The organism is Desulfobacterales bacterium (assembly GCA_034520365.1).
Taxonomy (GTDB): domain Bacteria; phylum Desulfobacterota; class Desulfobacteria; order Desulfobacterales; family Desulfosalsimonadaceae; genus M55B175.
The window spans coordinates 1,166,629-1,179,602 of the sequence record JAXHNP010000006.1; the positions used below are offsets into that span (position 1 = coordinate 1,166,629).

General features: G+C 53.2%; 17 protein-coding genes. 14 read left to right on the forward strand and 3 right to left on the reverse strand.

The window, feature by feature from the left end; all coding sequences use genetic code 11:
* Positions 1–61: 61 nt before the first annotated feature.
* Together U5L07_13160 and U5L07_13165 are read left to right on the forward strand one after the other, a co-directional pair.
* Entirely contained in the window at positions 62–274 is a 213-nt protein-coding gene (locus U5L07_13160; GenBank protein MDZ7832697.1) for a hypothetical protein, read from the forward strand.
* A gap of 95 nt (positions 275–369) precedes the next feature.
* The gene (locus U5L07_13165; GenBank protein MDZ7832698.1) at positions 370–681 is read left to right on the forward strand and encodes a hypothetical protein; all 312 of its coding nucleotides are present in this window, start codon (positions 370–372) and stop codon (positions 679–681) included.
* A gap of 70 nt (positions 682–751) precedes the next feature.
* Here U5L07_13165 and U5L07_13170 read toward each other — a convergent pair whose 3' ends face one another.
* Both U5L07_13170 and U5L07_13175 read right to left on the reverse strand, forming a co-directional pair.
* Entirely contained in the window at positions 752–1,444 is a 693-nt protein-coding gene (locus U5L07_13170) for a TIGR04283 family arsenosugar biosynthesis glycosyltransferase (protein MDZ7832699.1), read from the reverse strand.
* On the reverse strand, positions 1,441–2,142 hold the full coding sequence (locus U5L07_13175) for a TIGR04282 family arsenosugar biosynthesis glycosyltransferase (protein ID MDZ7832700.1): 702 nt from the start codon (positions 2,140–2,142) through the stop codon (positions 1,441–1,443). Before U5L07_13175 ends, U5L07_13170 begins: the two co-directional genes overlap by 4 nt.
* Before the next feature lie 142 nt (positions 2,143–2,284).
* On the opposite strand from U5L07_13175, the gene U5L07_13180 reads away from it, so the two are divergent.
* The 7 genes from U5L07_13180 to U5L07_13210 all read left to right on the forward strand — a co-directional run bounded on the left by U5L07_13180 (position 2,285) and on the right by U5L07_13210 (position 7,547).
* Positions 2,285–2,917, forward strand: coding sequence for a nitroreductase family protein (locus U5L07_13180; protein MDZ7832701.1), 633 nt, complete (start codon positions 2,285–2,287; stop codon positions 2,915–2,917).
* A gap of 28 nt (positions 2,918–2,945) precedes the next feature.
* Positions 2,946–3,203, forward strand: a complete 258-nt coding sequence (locus tag U5L07_13185; GenBank protein ID MDZ7832702.1) for a glutaredoxin family protein — start codon at positions 2,946–2,948, stop codon at positions 3,201–3,203.
* Positions 3,200–3,532 (forward strand): ferredoxin-thioredoxin reductase catalytic domain-containing protein, encoded by a 333-nt coding sequence (locus U5L07_13190; GenBank protein MDZ7832703.1) that lies wholly within the window; start codon positions 3,200–3,202, stop codon positions 3,530–3,532. The genes U5L07_13185 and U5L07_13190 overlap by 4 nt, the downstream gene beginning before the upstream one ends.
* Positions 3,533–3,544: 12 nt before the next feature.
* Entirely contained in the window at positions 3,545–4,402 is an 858-nt protein-coding gene (locus U5L07_13195; protein ID MDZ7832704.1) for an alpha/beta hydrolase, read from the forward strand.
* A 31-nt stretch (positions 4,403–4,433) separates the two neighbouring features.
* The gene (locus U5L07_13200; GenBank protein MDZ7832705.1) at positions 4,434–5,000 is read left to right on the forward strand and encodes a protein-tyrosine phosphatase family protein; all 567 of its coding nucleotides are present in this window, start codon (positions 4,434–4,436) and stop codon (positions 4,998–5,000) included.
* A 14-nt stretch (positions 5,001–5,014) separates the two neighbouring features.
* Positions 5,015–5,338, forward strand: coding sequence for a divalent-cation tolerance protein CutA (cutA, locus tag U5L07_13205; protein MDZ7832706.1), 324 nt, complete (start codon positions 5,015–5,017; stop codon positions 5,336–5,338).
* Positions 5,339–5,843: 505 nt separating this feature from the next.
* Positions 5,844–7,547, forward strand: coding sequence for an FAD-dependent oxidoreductase (locus tag U5L07_13210; GenBank protein MDZ7832707.1), 1,704 nt, complete (start codon positions 5,844–5,846; stop codon positions 7,545–7,547).
* Between the two features lie 3 nt (positions 7,548–7,550).
* On the opposite strand, the gene U5L07_13215 is transcribed toward U5L07_13210, so the two are convergent.
* The gene (locus U5L07_13215; protein MDZ7832708.1) at positions 7,551–8,216 is read right to left on the reverse strand and encodes a class I SAM-dependent methyltransferase; all 666 of its coding nucleotides are present in this window, start codon (positions 8,214–8,216) and stop codon (positions 7,551–7,553) included.
* Positions 8,217–8,318: 102 nt separating this feature from the next.
* Between U5L07_13215 and U5L07_13220 the strand changes: the two genes are divergently transcribed.
* From U5L07_13220 to U5L07_13240, 5 genes are all read left to right on the forward strand, one after another.
* Entirely contained in the window at positions 8,319–8,549 is a 231-nt protein-coding gene (locus U5L07_13220) for a hypothetical protein (GenBank protein MDZ7832709.1), read from the forward strand.
* Complete coding sequence (locus tag U5L07_13225; GenBank protein MDZ7832710.1) at positions 8,546–8,998, forward strand: four helix bundle protein; 453 nt, start codon at positions 8,546–8,548, stop codon at positions 8,996–8,998. Before U5L07_13220 ends, U5L07_13225 begins: the two co-directional genes overlap by 4 nt.
* A gap of 132 nt (positions 8,999–9,130) precedes the next feature.
* Entirely contained in the window at positions 9,131–9,949 is an 819-nt protein-coding gene (cysQ, locus tag U5L07_13230) for a 3'(2'),5'-bisphosphate nucleotidase CysQ (protein ID MDZ7832711.1), read from the forward strand.
* Positions 9,950–9,963: 14 nt separating this feature from the next.
* Positions 9,964–11,676 (forward strand): bifunctional sulfate adenylyltransferase/adenylylsulfate kinase, encoded by a 1,713-nt coding sequence (locus U5L07_13235; GenBank protein MDZ7832712.1) that lies wholly within the window; start codon positions 9,964–9,966, stop codon positions 11,674–11,676.
* A 1-nt stretch (position 11,677) separates the two neighbouring features.
* Complete coding sequence (locus U5L07_13240) at positions 11,678–12,970, forward strand: nucleotide sugar dehydrogenase (GenBank protein MDZ7832713.1); 1,293 nt, start codon at positions 11,678–11,680, stop codon at positions 12,968–12,970.
* Positions 12,971–12,974 lie beyond the last annotated feature (4 nt).

Sequence of the window (12,974 nt, forward strand, 5' to 3'; positions counted from 1 at the left end):
GCTCTATGCGTTTGAAACAGCGTTTAAATACATTATTATAATTAAAAGGAGGATTTGACGCATGGCAAAAAAAGATCGGTACCAAGTCCAAACGACATGTCCCCAATGCGGCTGCAGCGCGGTTTCCCATCTGAGCCGCGAAGAGATGTTGGAACGATTCGGCGATGTGCCGAATGTCGAGATGGAATGCACTGAATGCATGAAAAAATATACGGCGGAAATGAAGGATGCCTGCCCGGAGTGGGATCAGGAATGTAAAATGCAGGGATCGTGAGAGCACATCAGAGTGGCATCTGTTTTGCGTTATGTTAAACAGATACCGACGCGTTTGTTAACCGAAACAGAAAAATGAAGAAGAAGGAGGAGATTATGGACGTAAGAGATTTTTGCAATGGTATGGAAGCAGAGCTGACGGCATGGAAAGCCAAGCTGTTCGACGTGGTATCCCGGGCGGATCAGTTAGGTACGGGGGAAAAAGAAAAGGTCTGGGCCAATTTCAATGACATGAAAATGATCATTCAGGATTTGGAAGATAAAGTTGCCGAGTTAAAACATGAGTGTCCATCTGAATGGAGCCCGCAAAAGAAAGAAATCGAGGATGCGCATGTAGATATGCGGAGCAAATACAGCGATACGCTCGATTATATCGGCCAGGCAGCCCCGTATTCCGTACCCGGTTAATGGGTTGGCGAATGGATTAATAGATTAAAGAGCTTTCAAAAAAACGGCCTTCGGGCCGTTTTTTTGGAGTTCAGGTGTAATATCTTTTGAGTTTTTCCGGCGGCACCCCCAGGTAGTAGGCGCTTGACAGCACCCAGTTTCTCAGGGTGCAGGCAAGTACCCCCTCTTTTTCCCAGCGCCTGGCGGATGTATGAACTTTTTGCCGAATAATTTTGATTTTGCTGCCGGATTCCTTAATCCGCTGCATCAGATTAATATCTTCCATGATTGAAAGAGGCCGGTATCCGCCTAACTCCCGGAACAACGGGTGCTTGATAAAAATCGCCTGGTCCCCATAGGGTATCCGCGTCAGGCGCGAGCGCCAGGACGCCATCCGTTCAATTATCCGAAACGCGGGGCCAGGGGCATCAATTCCCAGTTCGAACGCACCGGCGGCAATATTTCGGTCTTTGACTGCCTGGCGAATCCGCGCAAGGGCACCTTCGGGCAGTCGTGTGTCTGCATGGAGGAATAAAAGGATTTCTCCCCGCGCAATATCTGCGCCGGCATTCATCTGGCGGCCGCGGCCCTTAGGAGCGGCAAGGGTTTTTATCGCGGGGTGTCCGCTTATTCCCCGAATGGTTGTTTTTTGCGGATCACCGTCCACCACAATGATTTCCGCCGCGGCATCATCATTTAGCTTTCTTAGCGTATCAAGCGTCTCACAAATAGTCTTTTCTTCTTGAAACACCGGGATGATAATGGATATGTCAGGCGTTTTCATAGCGGGGCTCTGGTATTGACATGCGATAACCCCAGTTCATTTATGAACCGGGTGGTTTCGGCTGCTACATGGCCGCTGGCATTTTTTTGCCGCTGGATAAAATCCATTAGATCCGTATACGTGTCAATATCCCACCACCGGGCCAAATAATGAACAGAGGTGTTATTGACTTCAAATAGTTGCGCGGTGTCGGAAAATACATGCGCAGTGCCCCACGCAATATCCGTGAACACCCCGGGGACAAATCCCTCCCGGTTGAAGCCAATCAGGTAATAGCCGCCGTCATGGCTTGGGCCGAGGACGGCTTCATTGATTAAAAGCGTATTAAATGCCTCATGGATAAAAGAGGCCGGCAGGTCCGGAAAATCCGCGCCTATAAGCAGGACCCGGCTGAAATGATTTGAAAACCCATGCTTGAAAGCAGCCGCCATTCGTTCGCCCAAGCCCCCATCCGCCTGGGGGACAAACTCATAGGCGCTGCCCAGCCATTGTTTCATTTGAAGCTCCGCATCAGATGGCGTAAAATGCACATGAATTGAATAATCGGTTTTGCCAAGCATTTGCAGAAGGTCGGCAACAAACGCCCGGTACAGGCCGGCTGCCGCTTTGGGACCGATATCCGCCGCCAGCCGGGTCTTGACCTGCCCTTCCACCGGGGCTTTGGCAAGGACAATGACGCATTCTTTCGAAGTTTGCATATAGATTTGCTTTTCTGCAGATGGCCTTTTATTATATAGTAGTAGATTAATTCTTAACATTACGACAAGTTAATTCCAATACAAGGGAGCTGGCAATAAATTTCGCTGAATTGCCGGCAACCCCGAGAAAGGAGCGTTTTGAATGGAGTTTCGGGATGTTGTCTACGGTCGGCGGGCGGTGAATTTTTTTGATCCGGACAAGGATGTGCCGGCGGAGCTTTTGCGGGAAATGGTTGAATTGGCTGCTCAGGCGCCCTCGGGCTTCAATCTGCAGCCGTGGAGCTTGATGGTGCTCCGGGATAAAGAAGAAAAGCTGCGGCTTCAGCAGCATGCATGGAACCAGCCCAAGGTCAGCGAGGCCCCTGTGACTTTGATCGTGCTGGCTGATACCGCCGGATGGAAACCGGGGCATCCGTTTGTTGAAAAAAATTTCAGCGAGCTGGTAAAGGCCGGCTTGATGGACGAAGGAAAGCGCGGATGGTTTGACGGGGTCTGTGAATCGATTTACGGCGCCTCAGAGGCCCGGCAGGTGGCCTATGCGTGCAAGAATACCGGGTTTTTTGCCATGGCCCTGATGTTGGCCGCCAAAAGTCTGGGGCTTGACACGCACCCCATGGATGGTTTTGATATGGCCAAGGTTCATAAGGAATTCAATATACCGGAAAGTTATTGGATTCCGCTGCTGCTGGCGGTGGGGTATTTCCGGTCGGACAAGACCCTGATACCGCCGAAATGGCGGAAATCCTACGATGAAATTGTGGTTTCATTCGAATAAACCGTTAAACGACAAGGAGAAGCGCACGATGACGACACCGGATGTTTATATTTACACGTTAAGCACGTGCAGCCACTGCAAATCGACCAAGAAATTTCTCAATGAATGCAATGTGGAATATGACTTTGTGGATGTGGATCTGCTTGACAGCGAGGAAAGAAAGGCAATTCTTGAGGATATCAAAAAGTTAAATCCCAAGTGCTCGTTTCCGACTATCAAAATCGGCGATCAGGTTGTCGTCGGGTTCAAGGAAAAACAAATCAAGGAGGCCCTCGGCTTATCATGAATGCAGAACAGCTATACGAACAGTTGAGAAAAGTCCAGGAACCCAAGGGTTATTATTTTAACAAGGACACAGACCTTGTCATGGATCTGCTGAACTCGCTTTTGGTCAACAAGGAGAGATACGGATACATGGTCTGCCCCTGCCGGCTGGCCGCCGGGGATAAGGAAAAGGACAAGGACATCATGTGCCCCTGCGTCTACCGTGAACCGGATGTCAAGGAATACGGCTCCTGCTACTGCGGTTTGTATGTATCCAGGGAGTGGAACGCGGAGAAAATTCCGCATGAATATGTGCCGGAGCGGCGTCCGCCGGAAAAGTTCGAGTTTTAGGGGTTGGCCACCGTGAAAGATGTAATACCACTGCAGGCAAGCATTGATATCGGTGACAGCGAGATCGGCTATCTTTACTACCCGGGCGAGGGCGAGCCCCTGGTCATGCTGCATGCCACGGGCTTTAATCCCTGGCTCTGGCATCCCATAGCCCGGGCGTTGAGTGGTAAATATCAAATTTACTGCCCGTATTTCTGCGATCATCGGGAGACAGACCCGGAGCAGGGCGGATTCAGCTGGCTGCTGCTGGCCGAGGATCTGGCGAAATTTTTAAATGCGCTGAGCCTGGATTCCCCTTACCTTGTGGGCCATTCCATGGGCGGGGCGGTGATTACGCTGGGCTGCGGCAAATTGGGTATCAACGCCCGCCGCATCATTTTGATTGAGCCGATCTTTCTGCCCCGGGAGTTCTATAATATTGAGATCCGGGTGGATGAGCATCCTCTGGCCGGCAAGTCCATCAAGCGCAGAAACGGATGGGAGGATACCAAAGAGGCGAGGCAATACCTGCGATCCAAGCCGCTTTTTCAGAACTGGACCGATGAAATGCTGGAGCTCTATGTCCGGTATGGCATGATAGGCTCGGATGCGGGCGGTCTTGAGCTGGCCTGCCACCCGCGACGGGAGGCGGCGCTTTTCATGGGCGGCATGAGCTACAATCCCTGGCCGGTGATGCCGCACGTCATCTGCCCGGTGCTGGTGCTGGAGGGCGAGCATACGGAAAATAAAGGTATAATCGATTTTCAAAAGGCGGCGGCCATGTTTGCAAACGGCACCTACCAATTGGTGGAAGACGCGGGCCATTTAATCCCTATGGAAAAACCGGAGCTTACCCTGTCGATGATCCGGGATTTTTTTGCCAAAGGCTGAAGAAAATCTGTCCGGAGGAACGCTCTCACTCATGTCTGCATTTGACAACACAAAAGATCTTAAGGTGCCGTTCAGCGGCGCTTACTGGGTATTTCCCGATTCGTTTCTGGCCGGATGCCACCCCTGCTTCTATGCCGCAGAGGATTGCGCCGAGCTTCTTTCCCGAATCGTTGATCACGGCATCCGCCATTTTATAGATTTGACCGAAGCCGAAGAGTGGATTCCGGGCATGAGCGTATTGGCGGATTATTCCGCTAAGCTCACCGAAATATCCGAGGTATTAAATTTAGAGATTCGGTATTCCCGGAAGCCCATCATCGACCGGTCCATACCCATGCGAAACGGCATGGTCCGGATTCTTGATCTCATTGATGAGTCTATCGCAAACGGCCTCCCGGTCTATGTTCACTGTATGGGCGGCATCGGCAGAACGGGGACGGTGGTGGGCTGTTATCTGGCCCGGCACGGTTATGCCGCCGGCCATGATTTGATTGCCCGGATTGCGGAATTAAGGAACCAGATCGATTTTATCGACCTGCCGTCTCCGGAAAGCCGGCCGCAGGTTGAGATGGTCGTATCATGGCAAAAAGGCGAGTAAAAAAGGAGGGTGTAATGGAAGCGATAAACATGGTTTATATGACCGCCGGCAGCAAGGACGAAGCCTTTGCCCTGGGCAAGGAACTGGTGGCCAATAAACTGGCGGCCTGCGTAAATGTCATCGACAACATGCAGTCGATTTTTGAATGGGAGGGCGAAGTCCAGCATGATACAGAAGTCGTGCTGATCGCCAAAACCACTGCCGCCCGCACTCCGGAACTGATTGAAATGGTTCAGAACAAGCACAGCTACGACTGCCCCTGCGTGGTCTGCCTGCCGGTCAGCAACGGCAATCCGGAATTCCTGGAGTGGATCGGCGAATCGGTAAGCCCGGCATAAAGGTGGGCGCATCCAGCCTTTTAAGTAACTTCACGGATTTTAGGTTTTGGGTATTAGGTATTAGGTTAATGAAATCAAGAATTTATGGTCGGCACGGTGGCCGACCCTACGATGGATCGGGTTTTTCCCCATTCGTAGGGCGGGCCACCGTGCCCGCCTGAAAAATAGTACGAATCAGTAGGGCGGATAAGCGACAGCGCATCCGCCAAATGCCTTTGAGTTCACAGTTCACAGTTCACAGTTCACGGTTCACGGTTCACGGTTCACGGTTCACGGTTCACAGTTCACGGTTCAATGTTATACAAACCTCAGTGCCTCAGTGCCTTTTTTTACCAAAGCCACCAAAATTGATCTTGCCAAATTATGATGAAGATCCTATATTTAATGTTTTGAGCTTATGCTTATATCATTCATTTCATGTTTTTTATAAAAGATCGACCTTTGGCGGCCCAACAGGATTTTCAGGAAGCCGTCAAGCGGTGTTTTTAAAAGGAGGAAGCAACTCATGTCAATGAATACACTGATTATCGGTGCGGTTGCGGTCGGTTCCAAGGCGGCCTGCCGATTTAAGCGATTAAAACCGGATGCCAATGTCACCCTGATCGATGCGGATGAATATATTTCCTACGGGGGCTGCGGCATTCCGTATTATATTTCCGGGGATGTGAGCGATGAAAGTCAGCTGCGCTCCACCAGCTTCCACATGGTACGGGATGAAAAATTCTTTAAAGAAGACAAAGGCGTTGATGCCATGCCCGGCACCCGGGCACTTAAAATTGACCGGGAGAACAAGACGGTCCGGATCCGCAAAAAGGACGGAACCGAATCGGACATGCCCTACGACAAACTTGTTTTAGGCACCGGCACCCGTCCGAAGAATCTGAATCTTCCCGGCCAGGGCTTAAAGAACATATACCGGGTCGGCAATCTCCATGACGCCATGCAGATAAAGGAGATGATCGTCTCCGGTCAGGCGGAAAAGGCGGTGGTGATCGGCGGCGGCTTTATCGGTCTGGAAATGGCGGAAGCCCTTTCAGATATGTGGGAGATTGAAACCTCGGTGGTGGAATACTGTGATCAGATCATGCCGGGATTTGTCAGCGGCAACATGGCCAAGATGGCCCAGAACCGGATGGAAGATAACGGGGTCACCTTTTATCTGTCTGAATCCGTAGAAGCCATCGAAGGCGAGGAAAAGGTTGAAGCGGTTAAGACCAACAAGCGGACGCTTGAGGCGGATCTGGTGATTATGGCCGTTGGCATTGAGCCCAATACCGATCTGGCCAAAGATGCCGGGCTTGACGTGTCGCCCCAGGGATTTCTGGTGGTCAATGACCGGCTCCAAACCTCGGACCCGGATATTTATGCAGGCGGCGACTGCGTGCAGATTCCGCATTTAATTACCGGAAAACCCGGGTTTTTCCCGCTGGGTTCCATGGCTAACCGCGAAGGACGCGTCATCGGTACTAACATGGCCGGGGGAGACAAGCGCTTTCAGGGCGGTGTCGGCAGTTTCGTGGTCAAGCTTTTTGACGGCGCCCTGGCCGGAGCCGGAATTACCATTGAAACCGCCCTTAAAGAAGGCTTTGACGCGGGCAGCGTCCATGTGGCCCAGTTCGATCGCGCCCATTTTTATCCGGAAAAAGAAATCATATACCTTGAGCTGGTATTCGATAAGCAGACCCGTCGCGTCCTGGGCATCCAGGGATTCGGCAGCGTGGAAAGCGGCATGTTCGCCCGGGTCAATGCCGTGGCGACCATCCTTCAATACAACCCCACGGTGGACGATATCAGTAATCTGGAATTGGCGTACTCTCCGCCGTTCGCCTCAGCCATGGATATCGTCAATGCGGTGGGCAATGCGGCGGAAAACTTTATTGAGGGCCGATTCAAGCCGCTTAACCCGGATGAATTCACGGAATGCTGGCTGGATGACGACAAAAACGGCTGCATGTTCCTGGACTGCCGGGCCAAGGCCGATGCTGAACCGTTTGAGGAGAAATACCCGGATGTCTGGAAGAGCATTCCCCATGATGAACTGCGCCGGCGGATGGATGAGGTCCCTAAGGACAAGAAACTGATCCTGGTCTGCAATACCGGCGTGCGATCCTATGAAGCCCAGCTCGATCTGGCATCCGAGGGTATCGAGGATACGGTGAGTGTCGCCCCCGGCATCGCCGGCCTCAAAGAGTGCGGCATGAAATTCTGAAATTCAGGCGCCCGGCTTCTGGGCCAGCAGGCAGGCCCAGCCGTGAAAATGGGGCCGACCGTGGGAATGATCCGGCTCCACGGTTTCATGGTAGGTGATTACTGAAAAATCTTTAAAAACGGCTTTCAGTTCCTCTTTGGCAAAGTAATGGGCAATGCCCGCGGCGGTTTCGCTTACATCGAAGAGGACCTGATCATTCCCGCCGCGTTTTTTGAGCTTGTAGCCAGGATCGGACACGGTAAACACATTGGCATAAAGGATGCCTCCCGGTTTAAGCGCTGATTTGATGCCGTTTATGGCGCGCCGCCGCAGTTCGCCCTCCAGGTGGTCCAGAATGGTGGCGGCCACAATAATATCGGTCGAGGCCGGGGCCGGATCAACCTCGGCGATATCCGCCGTTTGCGCGATTATCGGCAGATTTTGCGCTTCAGCCATTTTTTCAAGCTTTTCAACGCCGGTGCGGGATCGGTCCACACCCAGCACGCGGCATCCCTTTTTTGCCAGATAAAGAGCGTAACGCCCCTCGCCGCAGCCCAGATCGATGGCTGTCTGTCCGGATAGGTCCTTGTTTTGAAAATACTCAGAAAATTCCGGCCGCACGTCCAGGCCATAGTAACAGCCCCTGCCGCTGTAAACCGAGTTGAATGTCTGCTTCCGCCTGGAATCCATATTTGATTTCCCCTGATCCTGTGTTATTAATCCCATTAATTTTGAGACATAACACAATACGGCGCTTTTTGCTACCACGACTATTAAATACTCAGGGCTAATTTGTTCTGTATCCAAATCGAAATCGCTATCGGGATCGGGATCGAAAAAAATATGACCCTTGGACACGAAAAACTGGACGTCTATCGCCTTTCAATAGGCTACGTTGCATGGGTTTACGAGAAGGCCGACAGCCTGAACGGAGTCCATCGGCCCGCCCGGGATCAATGGCTTCGGGCCAGATCCAAATCGAAATCGAAATCGCTATCGGGATCGGGATCGAAAAAAATATGACCCTTGGACACGAAAAACTGGACATCTATCGCCTTTCAATAGGCTACGTTGCATGGGTTTACGAGAAGGCCGACAGCCTGAACGGAGTTTATCGGCCCGCCCGGGATCAATGGCTTCGGGCCAGCCAGTCGATACCGCTCAATATCGCCGAAGGTAATGGCAAGACCGCGGAAGCCGACCGAAGGCGTTATTTCGAAATCGTTCGTGGCTCCGCGTTTGAGTGCGCGGCGATTCAAGATGTGCTGGTTGTCGGCAAGGCGCTGGACAAGATGGAAAGCCGGAACCGCAAGGATGAACTCGACCGTATGGCCGCGATGCTCAGCCGTCTCGGCGGAAGAGGATACCAAGTTCGAGAGGATCAGGAAGTCTACAGCATCGATTTCGATCCCGATAGCGATTTCGATCCCGATTTCGATCCCGATAGCGCAGAAAACGAATCCCAACCTTAGCGTTAACAGGACCGGGGGTATGAATTTTGCGGTTAGAACAAATTAGCCGTGATTAAATACTCATTGATATTGACTTAGAAAAAGCAATTGGTTATGGAGGACACATTTAACAGCCATTGAATTCGAGGTCTTATGATACAATATCTGCCCGTTATGATGAAGGCTGCGGTATCAGCCGGCATTGCGGCCCTGGACGTCTATAACAAGGATTTTTCAGTGATCGAGAAATCGGATCACTCGCCGCTCACCTTGGCGGACACCCGGGCCCACGAAATTATCAGCCAGGCCCTGGAGCCAACCGATATCCCGGTTTTAAGCGAAGAAGGAAAAGACATCGCCTATAAAGACCGGAAGGACTGGGAGCGGCTCTGGATTGTTGATCCCCTGGACGGGACCAAGGAGTTTGTTAAAAGAAACGGGGAGTTTACCATCAATATCGCCCTGGTGGAAAACCATATGGCCGTAATGGGCGTTATCTATGTGCCGGTTTTATCCCTTTTGTATTTCGGCGTATTTGGCCGGGGCGCATATCGGGTGAAGATCGAGACGCCGGAAGCCGTCAAAACCGATACGGATGTGGACCGCCTGATTGAAACGGCAGCACGGCTTGAGGTGGAAATTGACCCCGCCGGGACGTATAAAATCGTCGGCAGCCGCTCGCACCTGACCCCTGAGGTGGAGGCCTTTGTGGAGGAGAAGAAGCGGATTCACGGGGATGTGGCGTTTGTCTCCGCCGGCAGCTCTCTCAAATTCTGCCAGATCGCGGAAGGCAAGGCGGATATTTATCCCCGGCTCGGGCCCACCATGGAATGGGACACCGCAGCCGGCCAGGTGATCGCGGAAACCGCCGGCGCCCGGATCTATCGTCATGATACGGGAGAGCCTTTGCGGTATAATAAGGAAGATTTGAAAAACCCATGGTTTATTGTAAGCAACGGACGCGATGAATAAAGAGAAATTTCCCTATGAGTGATACCATTTACGATGCACACGGCGGCAGTCTGGTGGATTTGCGGGTTGATGAGGAGCGGGCCGAGCTTCTCAAGGAAATCGCCCAGGATCTGCCGGATGTTAGTTTAAACGACCGTCAGCTATGCGACCTGGAGCTGCTGGCCATCGGCGGCTTCTCTCCGCTTGAAGGATTCATGGTGCGGGCCGATTACGAGTCGGTCCTTGACCGGATGCGGCTTCAGGATCAGACCTTGTGGCCGATGCCCATCTGCCTGGATGTCAGCGAATCCATCGCCTCCAATTTGGAGGCCGGCCAATCTGTTGCCCTGCGTGATCCGGAGGGCTTTATGCTGGCTGTGATGCATGTGGAGGACATCTGGCCGGTGGATCGGAAAAAGGAAGCTGACCGAATTTTTGAAACCCGGGATCCCTCCCACCCGGGCGTTGCCTATCTGTTTAGCAAAGCCGGGGACTATTACCTGGGCGGGCGCCTGGAGGTGGTGAGTCTCCCGCTTCATTTTGATTTCAAGCAGCTCCGCATGCCGCCCACCGAGGTTCGGCATTTTTTTGCCAAGCTCGGATGGCAGCGGGTGGTGGGCTTCCAGACCCGAAACCCACTGCACCGGCCCCAGTTCGAGATGACCACCAAGGCCATGCGTCAGGCCCGGGCCAATCTGCTGCTGCTTCCGGTGGTGGGCATGACGCGGCCCGGCGATTTTGATCATTACACACGGGTGCGCTGCTACCGGGCGGTGGCCAATCATTATCCCCCGGACTCCCATGTCTTGTCTCTGCTTCCGCTCGCCATGCGGCTTTCCGGTCCGCGGGATGCGGTTTTAGACAGCATTATTGCCAGAAATTACGGGTGCACGCATTTTATTGTCGGCCATGACCATGCCAGCCCGGGGCCGGACAAAAACGGCAACCCTTTTTATGAATGTGACCGCGCCAGGTGCGTGGCCACGGAATTCAGTGAAGAAATCGGGGTGGAAATCATTCCGTTTGAAGAAATGGTCTATCTTCCCTTCGAGGACGAATACCGGTCCGTGGATCGCGTGCCCGAGGGCAGCCAGAGGATTTCCTTAAACGGCACGGATATCCGCAAAAGAATCCGGGAAGGCCGGCGGATTCCGGAATGGGCCACATTCCCGGAGGTGATCACCGAGCTGCAGAAGGCCTATCCCCCGCCGCGGCGCCAGGGGTTTACCGTGTTTTTAACCGGACTGTCCGGTGCCGGCAAATCGACCATTGCCAAAGTGATTTACTCCAAATTTTTAGAAATCGGGGATCGGCCGGTAACCCTCTTGGACGGCGATATCGTGCGCCGCAATCTCTCCAGCGAGCTCTCCTTCAGCAAAGAGCACCGGGATATAAACGTTCTGCGCATCGGGTTTGTGGCCAGCGAAATCACCAAGAACCGGGGCATCGCCATTTGCGCGCCCATCGCCCCCTACCAGTATACCCGGGATGAAATCCGGCGGGTAATCGAGGAATACGGCGGGTTCATCGAGGTGCATGTGTCCACCCCCATCGAGGAATGCGAGAAGCGGGATCGCAAAGGGATGTATGCCAAGGCCCGGGCCGGCCTGATCAAGGGATTTACCGGGGTGGATGACCCCTATGAAACCCCGGCGCTTCCGGAAATCCGGGTGGATACCACGGATATGACGCCGGTTGAGGCGGCACAGGAAATTCTGCTCTTTTTGGGAAAGAAAGGCTATATTTAGTATGGATAGACAGGCGACAACGATTGCGGTGATCGGATTGGGCTATGTGGGGCTGCCCGTAGCAGTTACTTTCGGCCGGCAGTATGCCACAATCGGCTATGATTTAAAGGAAAAGCTGATTGAGAGCTGTAAACAGTATGTCGATCCCATGGGCGAGCTGACCGAGGCGCAGATGCGGGCAGCGGAACAGCTCGAATATACGTCTGATCCCCAGCGGATAAGGGAGGCGGACGTCATCATTGTGGCCGTTCCCACGCCCATTGATCAAGCCCGGCAGCCGGATCTGCGGCCGCTCATCGGGGCTACCGAGACCGCGGGCCGGCATATGAAAAAGGGCGCGACCGTGGTTTTTGAATCCACCGTTTATCCGGGCACCACCGAGGAGGTCTGCGTCCCCATTCTGGAAGAGCAGTCCGGATTCAACTGGAAAATCGATTTTCATGTGGGCTATTCGCCCGAGCGGATCAACCCCGGGGATAAAGATCACACCCTGGAAACGATCACCAAAGTGGTTTCCGGTGACAGTGACGAGACCCTGGAGCTGGTCGTGGATTTGTATGGATCAATCGTTACGGCGGGAACTTATGCGGCCACCTGCATTAAGGAGGCTGAGGCGGCCAAGGTGATTGAAAACACCCAGCGGGATTTAAACATCGCCCTGATGAACGAGCTGTCCGTGATATTTGACAAACTGGGCATTGATACCACGAATGTGTTAAAAGCCGCCGGCACCAAATGGAATTTTCTTCCCTTCCGCCCCGGCCTGGTGGGCGGGCACTGCATCGGGGTGGACCCCTATTATCTCACTTTCCGGGCCGAAATTGCCGGATACCACCCGGAAGTCATTCTGGCCGGCCGCCGCATCAATGACAACATGGGCAAATATATCGCGGAGAAGACCGTCAAACTGATGACCCAAATCTGCGGTAACATTAAAAAGGCGCGGATTGCTATACTGGGCCTCACGTTCAAGGAGGACTGTTCGGATTTGCGGAATACCGGGGTGACCGGTATCGTGGAGGAACTGGAATCCTACGGCATCATCCCCATGGTCCACGACCCCCTGGCGGATGCGGAAGAGGCCCGGGCCGCCTACGGGATCGTCCTCTCCCCCTGGGATGTGCTTAAAGGCCTGGATGCGGTGATCCTGGCGGTGGGGCATACAGCCTATAAAGAGATGCGCATCCGGGAATATGCGGATCTCTTAAATGCCGAAGGCTGCCTGATCGACGTCAAGGCCATCCTTGACCCCGGGGAGTTGAAAAAGAACGGCATTCAGTTCTGGCGGTTATGATATG